Source organism: Streptomyces sp. NPDC002888, from assembly GCF_042888465.1.
Classification (GTDB): Bacteria; Actinomycetota; Actinomycetes; order Streptomycetales; family Streptomycetaceae; genus Streptomyces.
In genome coordinates this window covers 43,661-62,618 of sequence record NZ_JBIAPU010000045.1, presented here as the reverse complement: position 1 = coordinate 62,618, position 18,958 = coordinate 43,661, and the positions used below count along the sequence as shown (strand labels likewise).

Below are 18,958 nucleotides of genomic sequence, written 5' to 3'. Positions count from 1 at the left end.
GGCCCCGAAGGCATCCGCTTCTACACCCGCCCCAAGGTCGTCACCACCCGCTGGCCCCAGCCCACCCAGCACACGACCGCAGGCTTCAACTTCCCCACCTCCAACTGAGCGAAAAGGCATCCCCCTCCCCGCTTCCCAGAAGGATTACGACCATGGCAACGGCGCCATCCCCACTCCGCACCACCGCCGGCAACCTGTGCCTGGGCTCCGCCCCGGACTCCTGGGGCGTCTGGTTCCCCGAGGACGAGCACCAGGTGTCGTACACCCGCTTCCTCGACGAGCTCGCGCAGGCCGGCTACCGGTGGCTCGAACTCGGGCCGTACGGCTATCTCCCCACCGATCCGCAACGGCTGAAGGAAGAGCTCGACGCCCGTGGGCTGCAGGTCTCCGGCGGCACCGCCTTCGGCGCGCTGCACCGCCCCGAGGCCTGGGACGAGATGCTCGCCCACGTGAGGCAGGTCGCGGCACTGACCGCCGCCGCGGGTGCCCACCATCTGGTTTTCATCCCGCCCATGTACCGGGACGAGAAGACCGGAGAGTTCACCGAGCCGCCCGAGCTGACGGCCCCTCAGTGGGCGGGCTTCGGCCGGGCCGCCGACCGGCTCGGCAAGCTGCTCCTCGACGAGTACGACGTACGTCTCGTCATCCATCCGCACGCCGACAGCCACATCCAGACGCAGCCGGAGATCGAGCGGCTGCTCAACGAGTCGGACTCCCGCTACACCAACCTGTGCCTGGACACGGGGCACGTGGCCTACGGCGGCGGTGACAACCTCGACCTGATCCGTCGCTTCGGCGAGCGTGTGGGTTACGTCCACATCAAGCAGATGGACCCGGAGATCCTGGCGCAGGTCGCCGCCGAGAACCTCTCCTTCGGCGAGGCCGTGAAGCGAGGGGTGTGCGTGTCGCCGCCGGCCGGCGTGCCGAACCCCGCCGACGTGGTGAAGGAACTCGCCGCGCTCGACGCCGAGTTGTTCGTGATCGTCGAGCAGGACCTGTACCCGTGCGCTCCCGACGTGCCGCTTCCCATCGCCGTACGGACACGTGAGCACCTGGCGGGCTGCGGCCTGACCGGAACCCGACGCCCGACCCGAAACCAGTAGGAGGTGGCCATGGACATCAAGGACGACACGAACCAGGCCCCCACAGCACCCTCCACACTCATCGACGACGCCCCGCCGGCGGTCTCCCGGCGGCTGCGGCTCATCACGATCATCGCCACCTTCGGCGGACTGCTCTTCGGCTACGACACCGGCGTCATCAACGGCGCCCTGCCGTACATGACCGACGACCTGGGCCTGACTCCCTTCACGGAAGGTATGGTCACCAGCTCGCTGCTCCTCGGCGCGGCGCTCGGGGCAGTCGTCGGCGGCCGGCTGTCGGACGCGCGTGGCAGGCGGCGCAACATCCTTCTGCTGGCCGTGCTGTTCTTCGTCGGAGCCCTCGGCTGCACGCTCGCCCCGACCACCGCGGTGATGGTCGTGGCACGGTTCGTGCTCGGTCTGGCGGTCGGCGGCGCCTCGGTGACGGTGCCCGTGTATCTCGCGGAGATCTCGCCCGCCGAGCGGCGCGGCGCACTGGTCACCCGCAACGAACTCATGATCGTCAGCGGTCAGTTGCTGGCCTTCACCTCCAACGCGATCATCGCGCAGGTGGGCGGCGAGTCCGGCGGCGTCTGGCGCTGGATGCTCGTGATCGCGACGGTCCCGGCCGTCGTGCTCTGGTTCGGCATGCTGGTGATGCCGGAGAGCCCGCGCTGGCTGGCCTCCAAGAGCCGCTTCAACGAGGCCCTGGAGGTGCTGAGGCAGGTCCGGTCCCAGCAGCGGGCGGAGGCCGAGCTGCGCGAGGTCACCGAGCTCGCCGTCAAGGACGATCAGGAGAAGCTCGGCGGCTGGCAGGACATCAGGTCCGTACCCTGGGTGCGCAGGCTGATGTTCGTCGGCTTCGGCATCGCGATCGTGCAGCAGATCACCGGCGTCAACACGATCATGTACTACGGCACGCAGATCCTCACCGACGCCGGCTTCGCCGCGGACAGCGCGCTGACGGCGAACATCGCCAACGGCGTGATCTCCGTGCTCGCCACCTTCGTCGGCATCTGGCTGCTGGGCCGGGTCAACCGCCGACCGATGCTGATGACAGGTCAGATAGGCACGACCGGCGCGTTGTTGTTGATCGGTGTCTTCTCGCTGGTACTGCCCTCGGGCGATGGGCGGGCCTACGCCGTGCTCGCCATGACGGTCACGTTCCTCGCTTTCCAGCAGGGAGCGATCTCGCCGGTGACGTGGCTGATGCTGTCGGAGATCTTCCCGATGCGGATGCGTGCCTTCGGGATGGGTGTCGCGGCGGTCGTCCTGTGGCTGACCAACTTCGCCATCGGCCTGGTCTTCCCCTCGCTGGTCTCCGGCATCGGGATCTCCAACACGTTCTTCCTGTTCGTGGTCGCGGGTGTCCTGTCCCTCGCCTTCGTCAAGCGGTACGTCCCCGAGACGCGTGGCCGCACGCTGGAGAACCTGGAGTCGGAGCTCCGCTCCCGCTACTCCTGAGTATCCCGTACTCCTGAGCATCCCCTCTCAACAGGCTCTTTGAAAGGAAAACCCATGACTGTGCGCGTGGGAGTCATCGGTGCCGGCTGGATCGGCCAGGAACACATCCGACGCCTCACCGAGGTCGTCACCGGCGCCGCGGTCACCGCGGTCACCGACATCGACGCGGCCCGCGCCGAGACGGCGGCGGCCCGGACCGGCGCCCGGGTGTATGCCACCGGCGCCGAGCTGATCGCGGCGGAGGAGGTCGACGCCGTCCTGGTCACGTCCTGGGGGCCGACGCACGCGGAGCATGTGCTGAACGCGATCGCCGCGGGCAAGCCGGTGTTCTGCGAGAAGCCCCTGGCCACCACGGCCGAGGACTGTCTGAGGATCGTCGAGGCCGAGATGGCGCACGGCCGCCGCCTGGTGCAGGTCGGCTTCATGCGCCGCTACGACCAGGGCTACCGGCAGATGAAGCAGGTCATCGACTCCGGCCGGATCGGCGAGCCACTCGTGGTGCACTGTGCCCACCGCAACCCGACGGTGCCCGAGTCGTACACCACCGACATGGCCGCCCTCGACACGGCGGTGCACGAGATCGACGTACTGCGCTGGCTGCTCGACGACGAGATCGTCACCGCCCAGGTGGTCACACCGCGCGCCACGAGCAAGCGGTTCGCGCACCTGAAGGACCCTCAGATCATGCTGTTCGAGACCGAGAAGGGCGTCCGGATCGACCTGGAGGTCTTCGTCAACTGCCAGTACGGCTACGACATCCAGTGCGAGACGGTCGGCGAGGAGGGCCTCGTACGACTGCCCGACCCGTCCTCGGTCGCCGTGCGCACGGCGGGACAGCACAGCACGACGGTGCTCACCGACTGGGTGGGCCGCTTCGCCGACGCCTTCGACACCGAGTTCCGCGAGTGGATCGCGAACCTCGCGACGGGCGAGCAGCCTGTCGGTCCCTCCGCCTGGGACGGCTACGCCGCGACCGTCATCACCAACGCCACCGTCGAGGCCCTCACCTCGGGCCGCGTCGTCGGTACGGACATGAAGCCCCGCCCCGCCTTCTACGGAGGTGCCGTATGAAAATCGCCCTCGACCCCTACATGTTCCGCGCCCTGCCCATCGACGACATGGTGCGTACCGTCGCCGAACTCGGCTACCGGTACATCGAGTTGTCGCCGCGCGAGGAGTTCATGCCGTTCTTCCTGCACCCGCGGGCGGACGACGAGCGCATTGAGGAACTGAAAAACTCCCTGCGCACGCACGGCGTGCAGCTGTCCTCCGTACTGCCGCTGTACAAGTGGTCCTCGCCCGACGAGACCGAACGGCAGGCCGCAGTCCGCTACTGGAAGCGGATGATCGAGATCACCGCGAACCTCGAATGTCCGCTGATGAACTCGGAGTTCAACGGCCGCCCCGAACACGCCGCCGAGAGCGAGGCCGCGTTCTGGCGCTCACTGGAGGAGCTGCTGCCGCTCTTCGAACGGGAGGGCATCGCGCTGAACCTGGAGGCCCATCCGGACGACTTCTGCGAGGAGAACACCCCCGCGGTCGACCTCGTCCGGGCGATCAACAAGCCCTGGGTGAACTACCTCTACTGCGCCCCGCACTCCTTCCACCTCTCCGGCGCCGACCCGACGGCGGACGTCGCGGCGATGATGCGCTACGCCGGCGACAAGCTGAAGCACGTGCACATCGCGGACTCCTTCAACCACAAGGGCTCCTCCGGCCTGCGCTACATCCTCAACCCGCCCGGCACCCCCGCCCGCATCCACCAGCACCTGGACATCGGCCAGGGCGAGGTCGACTGGGACGCATTCTTCGGCACCCTGCGCGAGCTGAACTTCGACGGGGTCGCCACGGCCTGCGTCTTCGCCTGGGAGGAACGCGCCCGGGACTCCTCCGCGTTCATGCTGGACCGCATCACCAAGGAGCTCTCACGATAAGACCGGGGGTCTACACCGCCTCCCCGCGGCGGGCATCCTGGGCACCGGGCCCGCCTGTGCGGAAGACGCGGTTCAGGTGGTGGTCCAGGACCGCCACGGCGGACTCCTGGCCGCGCTGGCCGACGAGGACGCCGGTGCCGAGCCCCGCGGACATGGCGAGCAGGCCGATCGCTTCCAGCCGGGGGTTCACGCCCGGCCGAAGAAGATCCGCGTCCTGTGCCTGACGGAGGAGTTCGGTCAGGGCGTCCTCGGCGGCGTCGGGCTGCTTGATGAAGGGCTGGGCCGCGAGGGAGGGGTCGGTCACCGACAGAACGGCGTACGAGGTGTAGAGGTGGTGGAACGTGCGGCTCTCCACGTCGGTCGGCAGGGCCGCCCTCAGCAGTGCCTCGACCGTCGCCCGCGGACCGGCGCCTTCCCCGGCGGCCCCCAGGCGCTCGGAGACCCGCTCCCCGAACTCCCGGGTCAGCTGCTCCAGCCCGAAGAGCAGCAGCTTCTCCTTCGTCTCGAAGTAGTACTGCACCAGCCGCAGTGACACGCCCGCCTCTGCGGCCACGTCACGCATCCCCACGGCATGCAGCCCGCGCCGCCCGGCGACCCTGACCAGCGCCTCGGCGATCTCGGTGCGGCGCTGTGTGTGGTCCACCCGTTTCGGCATCGACCCGGTTCTCCGCTCGTCGTTCTCGCTGGTGCGGCCCTTGCCGGCACCTCTTGATGATACAGCCGTACCAACATCGTGGTACGTTCGTATCACGAAACGAGACCCATGGAGGTGCACGTGTCCCAGACCGCTGACCGCACCCGAGCCGATGTCGGTCGCTATGTGAGCGACGCCTGGCGTGACCGTTACTTCGCGGCCTGCGACGCGGTCTACGCACTGGGCGCCCCCGCCCTCGCGGAACAGGACGTGGACACCTCCTACGGCACCACCCACGTGTACCGCTACGGCCCGGCCGACCCGGAGGCCCGGTCCCGCACCCCTGTGGTCCTGATCCACGGAGCGGGCTCCTGCTCCGCCATGTGGTACCCGAACACCCCCGACCTCAGCACCGACCGCCCCGTCTACGCCCTCGACACCCCCGGCGACCCCGGGCGCAGCGTCCAGCGCGCGCCCATCCACCAGCCCGAACACGCCGCCCAGTGGATGGACGAGACGCTCGCCGGGCTCGGACTGGACCGCGTCCACCTGGTCGGCACGTCCTACGGCGGCTGGCTCGCCCTGAACCAGGCCCACCGCAGGCCCGACCGTCTCGCCTCGGCAAGCTCCTCGATCCCGGCGGCCTGGAGAAGGTGGGGCTGCGCTTCTTCGTCTGGCTCTTCGCCGGCCTGTTCGCGACCTTCGCTCCCAGGGCGGTACGCCCGCGTCTGGCGGCGTGGCTGGAGCAGCCGGTCCTCGTCATGCCGGAGCTGCGCGCGATGATCAGGACGGCCGTCCGCGCCCACCGCGTCCGCCGGCCCTCTCCGCTGCCCCTGTCCGAGGCCGAACTGTCCACCGTTCGCACTCCGCTCTACCTGGTGCTCGGCAAGCGCAGCCTCCTCCTGCACCCCCAGCGGCAGGTCGAGCGCGTGCCGCGCCTCATACCGGGCGCCCGGGCCGAGATCGTCTCCCGCACCGGCCACGGACCGCAGATCGATCACGCGCAGGAGACCAACCGCCGGATGCTGGAGTTCATGGCCACCGTCGACGCAGCGACCAGGCACGATTCGTCCCACGGGTGACCGAAGGGCGACCGGCCGGCGGGGGAACCACAGACCTCGGCGGCCGACTCGGCGGGGCGGCTCCGGCGGGCAAGTGGGCCTGCATATCGTAAGAGGAGATCACCACCTGCCCGGGAGTTCCCATGACCGGTAGTCGCCGGAAGAATCCCTCCGACGCCTCCGAAGGTTTTGAGGCCATCGAGCCTCCGCGCACCACCGAACTGGTCGTCGGCGTGCTGTCGGTGACGGTCCTGGTGGAGGTTCTCGGTGTCCTGTCCGGATCCGAGGTGTGGCTCCTGGGGCTCCTGGTGTTCCTGCCGGGGGCGGCGTCGGCCCTGTGCACCGTGCGGCAGACGAAGTTCGTCGCCGCCTGGACCACGCTCTTCGTCACCGCCACCGTGCTGCTGCGGGACGTCGCCGAGGGCCGGTGGCTCGACCGTCTCCTGCTGGTCCTGCTCACCCTCGCCCTGGGCGTGACCTCCGTCTACGCCTGCCACCGGCGGGTCAGACGCGAGCACGAGATGCTGCGCCTGCGCTCCACCGCCGCGGCGATGCAGCGGCACATCCTGCATCCCCTCCCCCTGGTCACCGACGACGTGCTGGTCAACGGCGTCTACGAACCCGTCCAGGAGGACCGGCTCGTCGGCGGCGACATCTACGAGGTGGTCGCCTCGCCCTGGGGAACCCGGGTCCTGATCGGAGACGTGCAGGGCAAGGGACTGGCCGCCGTGGGCACCGCGTTCGCCGTCATCGGAGCCTTCCGCGAGGCGGCCTATCGCGAGCCCACGCTCACGGCACTCGTCGACGTTCTGGACGCGGCCGTCGTACGCCACAACTCCTACGCCGAACACGCCGGCGACGACGAACGCTTCGTCACCGCCCTCGTCATCGGCATCGACGCGCACACCGAGGAGGTGCAGGCCGTCAACTGCGGTCACGTCCTGCCCCGCGTGATGCACGCCGGCACCGTCACCGCACCGCCGCTGGACTCCGGCGTCCCCCTCGGACTCGCCGCGCTCGCCCTCGAACCCACGACCGTGGGCTGGTTCGAGTTCCCGGAGGGTGCGACGCTGCTGCTCAGCACCGACGGCCTCACCGAGACCCGTGCCGCCGACGGCTCGTTCTACCCCGTCGACGAGCGCCTGGCCAAGCACCTCGGTCTCTCCCCCACCGAACTGCCCCAGGTCCTCTACGAGGACGCCCGCGCGTTCGCGGGCCACGGCGGCCGGCACGACGACGTCGCCGTCCTGACCGTCCGCCGGGCACCGCGTCGCTGAACACTCCGCCTCGGCCACCACGTTCTGCCGCCCCCTCCCCCACAGCACACACCCAGCACGCGCACAGGACGCTCATGGCCGACCGGGAGAAGGTCGGCTCATGTCTGGCGTCCCCGGTACCCGTGACGGCACGGTCCGCGTGCTGATAGTCGACGACGAGCCCGAGCTCACCGAGCTGCTGTCCGCGGCCGTGACCGAGGCGGGGTGGCGGTCCTTCACCGCGGGGGACGGACGCGGAGCACTGCGCATCGCGCGGGACTGCGCCCCGGACGTCGTCGTCCTCGACGGGATGCTGCCCGACGTGGACGGGGTGCAGGTACTGCGCAGGCTGCGCGGCGAGAACACGCGACTGCCCGTGCTGATGCTCACCGCTCGCGACGCGCTCGAGCACCGTCTCGACGGGCTGTCGGCCGGCGCGGACGACTACGTGACCAAGCCCTTCTCTCTGGAGGAGGTCATGCTGCGGCTGCGCGGGCTGCTGCGCCGCGCGGGCCCCGCCGACCCATTCCCCGTCCGCGGATGCCCCCCGTCATTCCCTGTCGGCGGATGACCCTGCCGTCACACTCCTGCGGACTCTAAGCGCTCTCACAGAGAAGCAGCTCAGGCCGCCTCCACCGTTGCCCGCGCGGCGATTTGGAGGGGCGTACCGCCTCTTCTTAAGGCCGGCCTAAGTTCGCTGCTCCACAGTGATCACCGGGCGGCCGTCCAGCGTGGATGTGCCCATGACGAAGGGAATCAGCGACGATGACCGAGCTCGACACCGGTGAGCCGACGGCCCGGGAGCCGCAGTCCGAGAGCGGCCGGCGTGCTCACGCGAGCCGCCGCAACTTCATGCGCAAGGTCTTCTTCGCCAGCGGTGCCACGGCCGTCGCGACCATGGGCGGCGCCGGAGCCTGGGCCGCGATGGCCGACGACACGACCCCGACCGCCGACGCCTCCGCGGCCCCGAGCGGTGCCCCCAGCGGCGGCCCGGGCGGTGGTGCCGGCGGTCCCGGCAACCAGTCGATCACCGAGGACTTCTTCGGCCTCACCACCGACGGCAACGACTACGGAAAGGAACTCCTCAGGCAGCACTACCTGACGTCACCGCACCACCGGTGACTGCGGCCGTGAGCGCGGCGCGGCCGGCCTCCAGGCGGGCCGTCGGGATCCGGAAGGGCGAGCAGGAGACGTAGTCGAGGCCCGCTCGGCGGCGCCGGCGGTGACAGGCGGAAGCGCGCCGCGCATCCCCTGCGCTCGATGTGCTTCTCACTGCCGGCGTCGCGGACCGGTGCCTCGGCCGCGCAGGGGCCGTCCGGCCCTCCCCCGTGCCCGACCGGCCCATCGGACCAGGGGCCACCGAGGACGAGGCTGAAGTTGCGGACCTGCCGACGAGAGGCCTCCTGGACGGGGCAACAGGCATCGCAAGCTGCAAGGAGGTGCACCGGTCATGAACGAGACGGTGCTGGTCGCCTACGGATCGACCAACGGCTCGACGGCCGAGATCGCCGAGCGCATCGGTGAGATCCTGAGCAAGGAAGGACTGACGGTGGACGTGCGGTCCGCTGCGCAGGTCACGGACCTCACGCCGTACGACGCGGTCGTGCTCGGCGGCGGACTGTACGCGGGGCGCTGGCAGCGCGACGCCCGCCGCTTCGCACGGCGTCACCGCAGGGCCCTGGCGGAACGTCCGGTGTGGCTGTTCAGCAGCGGTCCGCTGGACCCCTCGGCGTCCGAACGGGACATCCCGCCGACGTCCGGCGTGCGGCGCGTCATGCACCGTACCGACGCGCGGGGGCACATCACGTTCGGCGGGCGTCTGGAGGGCGAGGTCAAGGGGCGCATCGCCCGGATGATCGTCAACTCCGGGAAGGGCGGCGACTTCCGCGACTTCGAGCAGATCAACACCTGGGCGACCATGGTGGCCCGGAACCAAGGAGGCCCCGACACCTGAATCCCGGCCTCCCGCCGGGCGGCCGACAGGCCACGGCTCCGGTCGGGCAGTACGGTGCTGGCACGGATGCCCGAGCCGTGGTGGACCGAGGAGGCGGCATGGCCGACAAGCAGGCGGCGAGGCTGCCGCGCAAGGAGTACGAGAAGGAACTGCTGCGCCTGCAGACGGAGCTGGTGAAGCTCCAGGAATGGGTGCGGACGGAGGGTGCCCGGCTGGTCGTGATCTTCGAGGGGCGGGACGCGGCCGGCAAGGGCGGCACCATCAAGCGGGTCGCCGAGCACCTCAACCCCCGCGTCGCCCGGATCGCGGCGCTGCCGAAGCCGACCGAGCGCGAACGCACCCAGTGGTACTTCCAGCGGTACATCGAACACCTGCCGGCGGCCGGTGAGATCGTGCTGTTCGACCGCAGCTGGTACAACCGGGCCGGCGTCGAGCAGGTGATGGGCTTCTGCACGAGGGAGGAGTACCAGCTCTTCCTGCGTCAGTGCCCGATCTTCGAACGGATGCTGGTCGAGGACGGCATCCTGCTGCGCAAGTACTGGTTCTCGGTGAGCGACACCGAGCAGCAGGAACGCTTCCGGCGCCGGCTGGGCGACCCCGTGAGGCGCTGGAAGCTGTCGCCCATGGACCTGGAGTCCATCACCCACTGGGAGGCCTACTCCCGCGCCAAGGACGAGATGCAGGTGCACACCGACATCGCCGAGGCACCGTGGTACGTCGTCGAGAGCGACGACAAGCGTCGGGCCCGGCTGAACATGATCGCGCACCTCCTGGACTCCGTGCCGTACCACGAGGTGCCGCCTCCCGTGCTGGAGCTCCCCGCGCGGCCCCCGTCGACCGGCTACCAGCGCCCGCCGCGCGATCTGCAGACCTACGTCCCGGACCACGCGCCCGGCCTGTGACGCACGCACGCCGTCAGTCGTGGGCGACGACGGCGACGGGGGCGGCGGAGTGGTGCAGTACGGCGTGCGTGACCGGGCCGATGTGCGCGCCGAACGGGCTGCGGCGGACCTTGCGCCCCACCACCACGAACGAGGCCTCGCGGGAGGCGTCCACGAGGTGGTTCGCGGGGCTGCCGGAGCGGGAGTCCTCGACCACCTCGACGGCCGGGTACTTCTGCCGCCAGGGGCGCAGCGCCTCGGTCAGCGCGGCGGCCCGCTGCCGGGCGATCTGACGGTGCGGGCTCAGGTCGGCGGACAGGCCGTAGACGTAGTACGGCGGCAGGTTCCAGCCGTGCACGACCCGCAGGGCGGTGTCGCGACGGGCGGCCTCCTCGAAGGCGAAGGCGATCACCGCGTCGTCGGGGTCGTCGGTGTCGAGGCCGAGCAGGACCGGGCGGAACGGGGTCGCCGCGGACGGGATGCCGACCGGGTCCATGGCGTGTTCGTCGGCCGCCTGCTCCCCGGCCCGCACGAGCACCACGGGGGTTTCGGCATGGGCGACGACGGCGAGGCCGACGGAGCCGACCAGGAACCCTTGGATCCCGCTCAGTCCGCGGGAGCCGAGGACCAGCAGTTCGGCGTCCTTCGCCGCGTCCGCCAGGACGTCGGCGGGCCGGCCGTTCAGCTGCTCCTGGACGACCTTTACCCCGGGGTGGCGCAGCCGGAGCCCGTCGGCCGTCTCGCGCGGGATGCGCTCGCTCCAGTGCGCCTGCGTCTCGGCGCCCAGCAGCGGGGCCTGAGCCATGGGCTCGGGCACGGGTTCCCAGACGTGCACCAGCCGCAGCGGCAGGCCGCGCAGCTTCGCCTCACGAGCCGCCCACTCGGCGGCCGCCCGGCTCTCGGGCGATCCGTCGAGGCCCACGGTGACGTTGCGGGACATGCTGTCCACCTCCTGAATCGGGGATCCGCCCTCAGGTTCCTGCCGGCAGCGGCCGGTGTGCAGGGGCCGCAGGTCCCGCTCGGGGGCCGTTCGGCCCAGGACGGCCTCACTCCCTCACTCCCTCACTCCGCAAGGAGCAGCCGGCACGTCTCGCCCGGTTGCACGCAGACCTCACGGTCGGGGAGCAGGACGTCGATGGGTGACAGGTCGGAGGACGGTACGGCGATCTCCAGTTGCTCGCGCTCCATGCGCAGGCGTACGCCCCAGTGGCCCCGATAGTGGAGCGCGAAACCGTAGGAGGACAGCTCGGGCAGGGGCGCGGGGTCCAGCCGGAGGGCGCCGCCCCGGGTCTCCAGGCCGGGCAGGCCCCGTTGCACCAGGTCGAGGGTGCCGGCCATCGCTCCGAGGTGGATGCCCTCGCCCGTGGTGCCGCCCTGCACGTCGGCGATGTCGCCCCGCAGGGCTTCCTGGCAGAACGTCCACGCCTCGGTGCGGCGGGCCCGGGCGAGGATCCAGCCGTGCACGAGGCCGCTGAGGGTGGATCCGTGGCTGGTGCGGGCGAGGTAGTGGTCGGCGGTGCGCCGCCAGGTGTCCTCGTCCAGCCGGTAGCCCAACCGGTGGAAGAGGGATTGCAGTTCCGCGGGTGAGAAGAGGTGGCCGAGCATCAGCACGTCGGCCTGCTTGGACACCTGGTAGCGGTTGACGGTGTCGCCCTCGGCCTCCAGGATCCGGTCGAGGCGCCGGATGTCGTCGTACCGCTTGCGGTAGTCGTCCCAGTCGAGCTCCTCCAGCCTGTCGTAGCCGTCGAACTGGCTGATGACACCGGCGTGGAAGGGGACGTGGAGGGTGCGGGAGACCTCCTGCCACCGTTCGAGTTCGCCGCCGTCGATCCCGGTGCGCTCGACGAGTTCCCGGCGGCGCGGTGCGGGGAGGGCGTCGAGCAGTTCGAGGGCGCGGGCGAGCACCCAGGCGGCCGTGACGTTGGTGTACGCGTTGTCGTCGACGCCGGGCCGGGTCGCCCAGGGGTAGGCCTCGTGGTACTCGTCGGGGCCGACGATCCCGCGGATGCGGTGTCGTCCGAGCTGCTCGTCGTACACGGCCGAGTCCGCCCAGAAACGGGCGATCTCCAGCAGCATCTCGGCGCCCTCGGTGTGCAGGAACTCGGTGTCGCCACTGGCCTCGCAGTACTGCCACACGTTGTAGGCGACGGCCGATCCGACGTGGTGCTGGAGGTGGGAGTGGTCGGGCAGCCAGCGTCCGGAGCGTGGGTTGAGGTGCAGACGCTGGGTCTCCTCGCGGCCGTCGCTGCCGCTCTGCCAGGGGTACAGCGCTCCGCGCCGGCCGAGGTCGCGGGCGGCGGAGCGGGCCGCGCCCAGGCGGCGGTGGCGGTAGTGCAGCAGGGCGCGGGAGACCTCCGGGAAGTGCAGGTCGAGGTAGGGCAGCACGAACAGCTCGTCCCAGAACACGTGACCGCGGTAGGCCTCGCCGTGCAGGCCGCGTGCGGGCACGCCGACGTCGAGGTCGGCGGTGTGCGGGGAGAGGGTCTGCAGGACGTGGAAGAGGTGCAGCCGCAGGATGCCGCCCGCCTCACCGGGCACCTCCAGTTCGGCTCTGCGCCACAGCTGTTCCCAGGCGGTGCGGTGCGACTCCAGGAGGTCGTCGAAGCCCGGGGCGCGGCCCACCCGGTCGATCGCGGCGTCCAGGGGGTCGCTGATCGCCGGGTCGCGGGAGGTGTGCAGGGCGACGCACTTGTCGACGGTGGCGGTGCGGCCCGGTGCCAGGTGCAGCCGCAGTCGTTGGACGGCACGCGCAGGGGTGTGCCGGGGGGCGAGGGGCACGTCGGCCGTGAGCCGGGCCGCCATGCCGACGCGGATGTCGGAGGTACGGGTGCGGCAGCGCAGCCACACGGTGTCCTCGGCGGCGTCACCGGTGTGCACGTGGGTGAGATGGCGGCCGTCCAGGTCGCGGTAGCGCGCCACTCCGGCGTTGGTCACACCGCCGTCGAGGGCCGCCTCCACGTCCAGGTCCAGGCCCGGGGCCAGGTCCCCGGCCCTTCCCGTCGCCGTGAACTCCGTGCGCAGGGCCGCGAGATGAGGGTCCGCCATGTGCACCAGCCGCTGCTGCCGTACCGCCAGCGCCCGTCCCTCGCCGAGGTCGTAGCGTGTGCGGCGCTCCAGCAGTCCCGACGACAGGTGCAGCACCAGGTGGTGTTCCGGCACCGTCGCCGTGTCCGGGGTGAGCCAGCGTCGTCCGGGCAGGCGGAAGCGCAGCGGCAGCCAGTTCGGCAGGTTGACCATGTCCTCGTTCTCGACGAGCCGCCCGGCCACCTCGGACGTCAGGCGGTTGTAGACACCGGCCGCGTACGTGCCCGGGTAGTGCACCTCGTCCGCCGCGCACTCGGGCAGGGCGCCGCGGGTCGCGAAACGGCCGTTGCCCAGGGTGCACAGAGACTCCCTGAGCCGCTCCTCCTCCGCGGCGTATCCCTCGTACTCCCAGGTCAGGGCCGTCACGTCGGTGCTCCTCGCGTCAGCGGTCCGCCCGGTCGCCCACGTCGGTGTCGGCGCCGTGGCGCGGCGGTCCCTGCCGGGTACCCGCACCGGCCGCCCGATCCACGCGCGAGGAGGCGGTGGGCGGTCAGACCCGCTGGGGTACGACCGCCACCGGGCACTCGGCGTGGTGCAGCAGGGTGTGTGCCACGCGGCCCAGCTGGAGGCCGTAGTGGCCGTGCCGGTGCCGGGCCCCGATGATCAGGAGGTCCGCCGCCGCGGAGCGGTGCAGGAGCACCCTGCGGGCCGGTCCCTCCACCGTCGAGCGGCGTACGCGAAGCGCGCGCACCAGCTCCGGGCCCACCGCCGCCCGCAACAGCACGGCGCCGTCGTCGTCCAAACGGAAGTCGACCGGCAGGACGGCGGGCAGGGCCTGCCGCGTGTGGACGATGCGACCGAGAGGCGCGTTCGCCAGCAGACGCAGACACTCCTGCCGGTCGAGTTCGCGGAAACCGTCGTTGGGATACATCGCCAACCGCCTTTCGCCGGCGCAGCGGTGTTGGGTCCCTCCCATGCTGCGCCGGGCAGCGGCCGGCCAAGAGGGGCCATCGGTCCCGCCCCGGCGGAGAAGGACCCTGACCGCCGCGAGCAAACGCGCCCCTTCCGGCTACGCCTGTCCGCCCTGGTTGCCGGAGGCCCCCTCGTCGCCCCGGCCGACGTGGGGACGCGGCGGACGAGCACGCAGCACCAGCACATCCGAACGCAGCTCGTCAGGAGCCACGTCCAGCCCCGCCCACAGCGCGCAGGCAGCGAGCAGGTTCAACGGGCGGTGCGGGGCGCAGCGTACGTCGGAGGCGAGAGGGAGCTCTGGCGGACGCTCGGCGGGCGTGGGTACGTCCGAGGAGAACGGCGGGTCGGGCGGCGTGCGTACGTCGGAGGAGAACGTCACCCCCGGCAGGCGCTCGGCCGGCGTGCCCACCTCGGATACGAACGGCAGCTCGGGCAGGCGCTCGGCCAGGGCGCGAGCGGCTGCCTCCGCGTCGGCCGCGTGCGGTCCACTGGCCGTGGGCACGGGTTTGCCCGCGCCGGACACCAGCGCCTCCGCGAGAAGCAGCCGCGGGCCGTGGGGAGTCGCCCACCGGTCCGGCCGAGTGGTCACCGTCGTGCCGGGAAGGAGGTCGGCCAGACGGGCCGCCATCCAGGCGGCCTGCGCCACACCGGTGGCCAGGACGCCGGCACCGGCGCCCGCCGACCACGGGCGGTTGCCCTCGCCGGTACGCGCCCGCCCCAGCAGCTCCCAGCCGTCCGCCCTGTCGGCCGCGGGAACCGGCACCGACATGGGCGCCTCCAGCACGAGCGCGGCCCGCCCGCCGGAGGCCAGGCCCGCGATCACGGCCTGGACCGCCGTCTCGGGGTCGGCCCCCTGCCCGGCGAGAGACAACCCCGGCGCGTCGAGCGCGGCCCAGGCGAACCTGCCCTGAGACACCGAACCGACATCGACTCCCACCAGACGCGCTTCCATACGGCCAAGTCCAGCACAGGCCCCCCGCGACCAGGCCCCGGCATGGCTCATCGGCCCGGTGCGGCCGGGAGGGACCCGGGACCCACGCGGCCGGGACCCGACACCGCTCACCGATCCCGCGCGGCCGACGCCGGCGCCCCCATCGAACCCACGTAGCCAGAACCCCGCACCCCACCCCACACCGCTCACCCACCCCCCGAGGCCCCCTCCGTGATCTCGCGGCCGCTGATGTCGACCGCGTCGACGCAGACCCACGTCTCGCGTCGGCCGCCCGCCCACGGCTCGCTGTGGGCCCGCTCTCGCAGCCGTCGTACGGTGTCCGGGTCGGACACGCCTCGGGCCCGGCCGTGCAGCAGTACGCTCCAGCCTCTGCTGAGCGCCTCGTCGATGTGGTCGACCTCGAACGCGACGCGTCGGCCGAGGACCTGCGAGGGTACGGAGCCGGGGGCGGTGCGGAAGGCGATCGTGCCGTCGAGCGAGGTCCACGGCGATGATCCGTGCGGGCGTGTACAGCCGGGCGGTGAGGACAGCGGCGAGCCCGATGGGGCCGACGCCGACGACGGCGACCGTGTCTCCGGGGCGTACGTTCCCGTTGGTCACGCCCACTTCGTAGGCGGTCGGGAAGATGTCGGCGAACAGCACGGCGTCGTGGGACTCCAACGCGCCGGGCAGCGGATGCACGGACAGGTCGGCGTGCGGCACGCGCACGTACTCGGCCTGCGTGCCGTCGATCAGGTGGCCCAGGATCCAGCCCCCGCCGCCCTGGCACTGGCCGTACGCCGCCTCTTTGCAGAACCGGCAGCGGCCGCAGGCGGTGATGCAGGAGACCAGGACCCGGTCGCCCGGCCGGACGGTGCGCACGTCGCCGCCGGTCTCGACGATCTCGCCGACCGCCTCGTGGCCCAGCACCGTGCCGGGACGCACCTCCGGCACGTCGCCCTTGAGGATGTGCAGGTCGGTCCCGCAGATGGTGACGGCGTCGACCCGCACGACGGCGTCGGTCGGGTCCTTGATTCCGGGGTCCGGGACGTCCTCCCAGGCGGACCGTCCGGGGCCGTGGAAGACGAAGCCCTTCATGACCGTTCCTCCTTCGGTCGGCGGTGCCGGGAATCTCCCGCAATTCCAGCCTGACCACCGCGGCCGGCATCCACTTGGGCCGGTCGGCCCCCGGACGGGCCTCCTCGGCCCTTCTTCGCCTCCCGTGTCGGTGCGGTTTCCGATGCAGTCGGTGCGGTTTCCGATGCGTTCGGGCGGAGAAATGATGGTCAAGACTTGTGCAGGAACGCTTGTGGGATTTTGTGGCGGCGGCGAACCATGGGCCGGATCCCGCCCGTACCACGAGCACGCAGGAGCTCCCGGTGGCCGCTGGCCAGATAGTCTCCGAGCCGGCCGACACGCCGGCGGCAGCACAGACGGAGCGGCGGAAGCTGCGCAAGCACTTCGGCCGCTTCGACATCCTCTTCTTCCTCCTCTGCACCATCGTCGGCGTCGACACCATCGGCACCGTGGCCTCGTCCGGTGCCGAGGCGTTCACCTGGCTCATCGTGCTGGCCGTGGTGTTCTTCGTGCCGTCCGCGCTGTTGACCGCCGAGCTCGGCGCCGCGTTCCCCGACGAGGGCGGTCCCTACATCTGGACCAGCCGGGCCTTCGGGCGCCTGGCCGGTGCCGTCAACAACTTCCTGTACTGGATCACCAATCCGGTGTGGCTCGGCGGCACACTCTCCGTCTCCGCGGTCACGGCCTACACCACCTTCTTCCACGACGGGAAGGACCTGAGCACCCCGGCGTTCTACGCCTTCACCCTCGTGTTCATCTGGGTGGGCGTGCTCGCCGCGATCCTCTCCTTCGACGTCGGCAAGTGGATTCCCACCGTCGGCGCGTGGAGCCGGTTCATCCTCCTCGGCCTGTTCACCGTCACGGTCGTGGTGTACGGCGTCCGGCACGGCCTGCACGGATTCGGGCTCGGCGACTTCTCGCCGACGTACGCGGGATTCGTCGGCCTGGTACCCGTCCTGATGTTCAACTACGTCGGGTTCGAGCTGCCCAACACGGCCGGCGACGAGATGACCGACGCACAGAAGGACGTGCCCTTCGCCATCTTCCGCAGCGCCTTCCTCGCCGTCGTGCTGTACGCGCTGCCGATCCTCGGCATCCTGCTCGTCCTGCCGGTCAAGGCCGTCACGGGCCTCGGCGGGTTCGTCGACGCGATCCGGCAGGTCTTCACCGTGTACGGCGGTCATGTCGCCGCCGACGGCACCGCCTCACTCAGCGGCGCCGGCAGCCTGCTCGGGGACCTTGCCGCGCTCCTGTTCATCCTCACGGTGCTGTCGTCGGGCGTCACTTGGGTCATGGGCTCCGACCGCGCCCTCGCCGTCTCCGGTTACGACGGCGCCGCGCCCCGCTTCCTCGGCGTCATCTCCAGCCGGTTCGGCACCCCGGTACGGGTCAACGTCCTCAGCGGAGTGGTCTCCACCGTCGTGCTGGTCCTGGCACACGAACTGACCGACGGCAGCGCCGCGAAGCTCTTCGGCGCCGTCCTCGGCCTCGCCGTCTCGACCACTCTCGTCAGCTATCTGGGCATCTTCCCGGCGCTCGCGGTACTGCGCCGCAAGGCCCCGGACGTCCCCCGCCCGTACCGGGCACCCCTGCCCCGCACCATCAGCGTGGTGCTCACCCTGCTCGTCCTGTTCGCCAGTGTGCAGTTGGTCGCTCCCGGGCTCGGCGACCACTGGTTCGGCTCCGACTACGCGCCGGACGGCTGGAGTTACGGCGAGCGCTGGACGTATCTGCTGACGGAGGCCGTTCCGCTCGCCGGGTTCATGCTCCTCGGCGTCCTCTTCTGGGCACTGGGCAAGCCGACCCGCATGTCGGCTGCCGCGAGGGAGTAGGTCAGGGCTGACTCCCAAGGGCGCCCGCGAATCGGCTTGTCGACCAGCGGTACAGGCTGCGCGCCCGCGCGTTCTACGCGTGGATCTCGCCGTTCTACGCGTAGATCTCGCTGGGGTAGGGAACCTTGAGTTTGGCCCAGGACGTCTGGCCCGGCCAGCCGTCCGCGTCCGCGCCCTTGTAGTGGAGCTTCCGCTGCCACTTGGCGTAGGAGTCACGGTGCTGCGCGTTCCACTGGTACGAGGGGCCTGTGTGGCCGTATGCCGAACAGCCCTCTTGCATCAGGCGGATTCCCATTTCGTGGATGATGGGGCTCTCCGGCAGCGTCTTGAACCACGCGGCTCCCGGGAAGGGAATGTAGTTGGAGTGGTCCTGCCTGACGATCAGCCGTTGGCCGACCCTGATTTTGTTCGGGTCGCGGATTCCGTTCCACGCCTGAAGCTGTTCGACCGTTGTATCGAACCTTTGCGCCAGTTCGTACAGCGTGTCGCCCGTCTCAACTGTGTAGTACATGTCGTCTCTTTCCATGCTTTTATGGTAGGCGTAGCCGTCATTGCGTGCATGTGGAGGGCAGCGGTGGCTTCCATGGACAGTGATGTGCAGAAAACCCGTACGTGGGCAGGCCTTTTGGCCGTTTTCATCGGTGACGCGGCGATCTCGGTCGCCGCGATCTGGGGAGTGACCGGCACCGATGACGCGCAGAGCGTAGCCATTCTCACCAGTGCGTTCACCGCGGTCAGCACCATGACCACGGCCTATTTCGGCATCAGAGCCCTGTCGAACACGGCCCAGGCGAAGGCGGCGGCACATTCCAAGGAGCCAGACGCCGCGAAAGCTCCTGATTGACCAGGTGACATT

The 18,958-nt window shown here is 70.7% G+C and carries 18 protein-coding genes and 2 pseudogenes; 13 read left to right on the top strand and 7 right to left on the bottom strand.

Annotated elements, in window-relative coordinates:
• Positions 1-152 precede the first annotated feature (152 nt).
• Genes ACFYWX_RS44910 through ACFYWX_RS44895 form a run of 4 tightly spaced genes read left to right on the top strand, consistent with a single transcriptional unit; the run spans position 153 to position 4,480 of the window.
• Positions 153-1,103 (top strand): TIM barrel protein, encoded by a 951-nt coding sequence (locus tag ACFYWX_RS44910; protein WP_389431200.1) that lies wholly within the window; start codon positions 153-155, stop codon positions 1,101-1,103.
• Between the two features lie 9 nt (positions 1,104-1,112).
• Positions 1,113-2,546: a sugar porter family MFS transporter gene (locus tag ACFYWX_RS44905; RefSeq protein WP_389431199.1), complete on the top strand. Its 1,434-nt coding sequence runs from the start codon at positions 1,113-1,115 to the stop codon at positions 2,544-2,546.
• A 54-nt stretch (positions 2,547-2,600) separates the two neighbouring features.
• On the top strand, positions 2,601-3,617 hold the full coding sequence (locus ACFYWX_RS44900; protein ID WP_389431198.1) for a Gfo/Idh/MocA family protein: 1,017 nt from the start codon (positions 2,601-2,603) through the stop codon (positions 3,615-3,617).
• Complete coding sequence (locus ACFYWX_RS44895; protein ID WP_389431197.1) at positions 3,614-4,480, top strand: sugar phosphate isomerase/epimerase family protein; 867 nt, start codon at positions 3,614-3,616, stop codon at positions 4,478-4,480. Before ACFYWX_RS44900 ends, ACFYWX_RS44895 begins: the two co-directional genes overlap by 4 nt.
• 10 nt (positions 4,481-4,490) lie before the next feature.
• On the opposite strand, the gene ACFYWX_RS44890 is transcribed toward ACFYWX_RS44895, so the two are convergent.
• On the bottom strand, positions 4,491-5,135 hold the full coding sequence (locus ACFYWX_RS44890) for a TetR/AcrR family transcriptional regulator (protein WP_389431196.1): 645 nt from the start codon (positions 5,133-5,135) through the stop codon (positions 4,491-4,493).
• 120 nt (positions 5,136-5,255) lie between these two features.
• Here ACFYWX_RS44890 and ACFYWX_RS44885 point away from each other — a divergent pair, with 120 nt between their 5' ends.
• The 7 genes and pseudogenes from ACFYWX_RS44885 (at position 5,256) to ppk2 (ending at position 10,287) form a co-directional block, all read left to right on the top strand.
• Positions 5,256-5,897 (top strand): alpha/beta fold hydrolase, encoded by a 642-nt coding sequence (locus ACFYWX_RS44885; protein ID WP_389431195.1) that lies wholly within the window; start codon positions 5,256-5,258, stop codon positions 5,895-5,897.
• On the top strand, positions 5,876-6,196 hold the full coding sequence (locus ACFYWX_RS44880; RefSeq protein ID WP_389431194.1) for an alpha/beta fold hydrolase: 321 nt from the start codon (positions 5,876-5,878) through the stop codon (positions 6,194-6,196). Before ACFYWX_RS44885 ends, ACFYWX_RS44880 begins: the two co-directional genes overlap by 22 nt.
• 122 nt (positions 6,197-6,318) lie before the next feature.
• The gene (locus tag ACFYWX_RS44875; RefSeq protein ID WP_389431193.1) at positions 6,319-7,452 is read left to right on the top strand and encodes a PP2C family protein-serine/threonine phosphatase; all 1,134 of its coding nucleotides are present in this window, start codon (positions 6,319-6,321) and stop codon (positions 7,450-7,452) included.
• A gap of 100 nt (positions 7,453-7,552) precedes the next feature.
• A pseudogene (locus tag ACFYWX_RS44870) lies at positions 7,553-7,951 on the top strand (response regulator); the annotation flags it as partial.
• A 245-nt stretch (positions 7,952-8,196) separates the two neighbouring features.
• On the top strand, positions 8,197-8,553 hold the full coding sequence (locus tag ACFYWX_RS44865) for a hypothetical protein (RefSeq protein ID WP_389431192.1): 357 nt from the start codon (positions 8,197-8,199) through the stop codon (positions 8,551-8,553).
• A 328-nt stretch (positions 8,554-8,881) separates the two neighbouring features.
• Positions 8,882-9,385: a flavodoxin domain-containing protein gene (locus ACFYWX_RS44860; protein WP_389431191.1), complete on the top strand. Its 504-nt coding sequence runs from the start codon at positions 8,882-8,884 to the stop codon at positions 9,383-9,385.
• Between the two features lie 98 nt (positions 9,386-9,483).
• Entirely contained in the window at positions 9,484-10,287 is an 804-nt protein-coding gene (gene ppk2 / locus ACFYWX_RS44855; protein ID WP_389431190.1) for a polyphosphate kinase 2, read from the top strand.
• Between the two features lie 13 nt (positions 10,288-10,300).
• Here ppk2 and ACFYWX_RS44850 read toward each other — a convergent pair whose 3' ends face one another.
• The 5 genes and pseudogenes from ACFYWX_RS44850 to ACFYWX_RS44830 all read right to left on the bottom strand — a co-directional run.
• Positions 10,301-11,206 carry a universal stress protein gene (locus ACFYWX_RS44850; protein ID WP_389431188.1) on the bottom strand — a complete coding sequence of 302 codons (906 nt, stop codon included), beginning with the start codon at positions 11,204-11,206 and terminating at the stop codon, positions 10,301-10,303.
• Positions 11,207-11,328: 122 nt separating this feature from the next.
• A complete protein-coding gene (locus tag ACFYWX_RS44845; protein ID WP_389431187.1) occupies positions 11,329-13,716 on the bottom strand; it encodes a glycoside hydrolase family 65 protein in 2,388 nt (795 codons plus the stop codon).
• Positions 13,717-13,840: 124 nt separating this feature from the next.
• On the bottom strand, positions 13,841-14,221 hold the full coding sequence (locus tag ACFYWX_RS44840; protein ID WP_389431186.1) for a universal stress protein: 381 nt from the start codon (positions 14,219-14,221) through the stop codon (positions 13,841-13,843).
• A 1,178-nt stretch (positions 14,222-15,399) separates the two neighbouring features.
• Positions 15,400-15,678 carry a pyridoxamine 5'-phosphate oxidase family protein gene (locus ACFYWX_RS44835; protein WP_389431206.1) on the bottom strand — a complete coding sequence of 93 codons (279 nt, stop codon included), beginning with the start codon at positions 15,676-15,678 and terminating at the stop codon, positions 15,400-15,402.
• A gap of 10 nt (positions 15,679-15,688) precedes the next feature.
• Positions 15,689-16,291, bottom strand: a pseudogene (locus ACFYWX_RS44830) (alcohol dehydrogenase catalytic domain-containing protein); the annotation flags it as partial.
• 281 nt (positions 16,292-16,572) lie between these two features.
• On the opposite strand from ACFYWX_RS44830, the gene ACFYWX_RS44825 reads away from it, so the two are divergent.
• Positions 16,573-18,102: an APC family permease gene (locus ACFYWX_RS44825; protein WP_389431185.1), complete on the top strand. Its 1,530-nt coding sequence runs from the start codon at positions 16,573-16,575 to the stop codon at positions 18,100-18,102.
• A 94-nt stretch (positions 18,103-18,196) separates the two neighbouring features.
• Here the strand turns inward: ACFYWX_RS44825 and ACFYWX_RS44820 are convergent, their stop codons facing one another.
• Positions 18,197-18,613 carry a peptidoglycan-binding protein gene (locus tag ACFYWX_RS44820; protein ID WP_389431184.1) on the bottom strand — a complete coding sequence of 139 codons (417 nt, stop codon included), beginning with the start codon at positions 18,611-18,613 and terminating at the stop codon, positions 18,197-18,199.
• A gap of 72 nt (positions 18,614-18,685) precedes the next feature.
• Here ACFYWX_RS44820 and ACFYWX_RS44815 point away from each other — a divergent pair, with 72 nt between their 5' ends.
• Positions 18,686-18,946 (top strand): hypothetical protein, encoded by a 261-nt coding sequence (locus ACFYWX_RS44815; protein ID WP_389431205.1) that lies wholly within the window; start codon positions 18,686-18,688, stop codon positions 18,944-18,946.
• Positions 18,947-18,958 lie beyond the last annotated feature (12 nt).

What these genes read in the sequence shown, in the direction of transcription:
- ACFYWX_RS44910 (WP_389431200.1), top strand. Translation starts at nt 153, where the DNA reads ATGGCAACGGCGCCATCCCCACTCCGCACCACCGCCGGCAACCTGTGC.
- ACFYWX_RS44905 (WP_389431199.1), top strand. Translation starts at nt 1,113, where the DNA reads ATGGACATCAAGGACGACACGAACCAGGCCCCCACAGCACCCTCCACA.
- ACFYWX_RS44900 (WP_389431198.1), top strand. Translation starts at nt 2,601, where the DNA reads ATGACTGTGCGCGTGGGAGTCATCGGTGCCGGCTGGATCGGCCAGGAA.
- ACFYWX_RS44895 (WP_389431197.1), top strand. Translation starts at nt 3,614, where the DNA reads ATGAAAATCGCCCTCGACCCCTACATGTTCCGCGCCCTGCCCATCGAC.
- ACFYWX_RS44890 (WP_389431196.1), bottom strand. Translation starts at nt 5,135, where the DNA reads ATGCCGAAACGGGTGGACCACACACAGCGCCGCACCGAGATCGCCGAG.
- ACFYWX_RS44880 (WP_389431194.1), top strand. Translation starts at nt 5,876, where the DNA reads ATGCCGGAGCTGCGCGCGATGATCAGGACGGCCGTCCGCGCCCACCGC.
- ACFYWX_RS44875 (WP_389431193.1), top strand. Translation starts at nt 6,319, where the DNA reads ATGACCGGTAGTCGCCGGAAGAATCCCTCCGACGCCTCCGAAGGTTTT.
- ACFYWX_RS44865 (WP_389431192.1), top strand. Translation starts at nt 8,197, where the DNA reads ATGACCGAGCTCGACACCGGTGAGCCGACGGCCCGGGAGCCGCAGTCC.
- ACFYWX_RS44860 (WP_389431191.1), top strand. Translation starts at nt 8,882, where the DNA reads ATGAACGAGACGGTGCTGGTCGCCTACGGATCGACCAACGGCTCGACG.
- ppk2 (WP_389431190.1), top strand. Translation starts at nt 9,484, where the DNA reads ATGGCCGACAAGCAGGCGGCGAGGCTGCCGCGCAAGGAGTACGAGAAG.
- ACFYWX_RS44850 (WP_389431188.1), bottom strand. Translation starts at nt 11,206, where the DNA reads ATGTCCCGCAACGTCACCGTGGGCCTCGACGGATCGCCCGAGAGCCGG.
- ACFYWX_RS44840 (WP_389431186.1), bottom strand. Translation starts at nt 14,221, where the DNA reads ATGTATCCCAACGACGGTTTCCGCGAACTCGACCGGCAGGAGTGTCTG.
- ACFYWX_RS44820 (WP_389431184.1), bottom strand. Translation starts at nt 18,613, where the DNA reads ATGTACTACACAGTTGAGACGGGCGACACGCTGTACGAACTGGCGCAA.
- ACFYWX_RS44815 (WP_389431205.1), top strand. Translation starts at nt 18,686, where the DNA reads ATGGACAGTGATGTGCAGAAAACCCGTACGTGGGCAGGCCTTTTGGCC.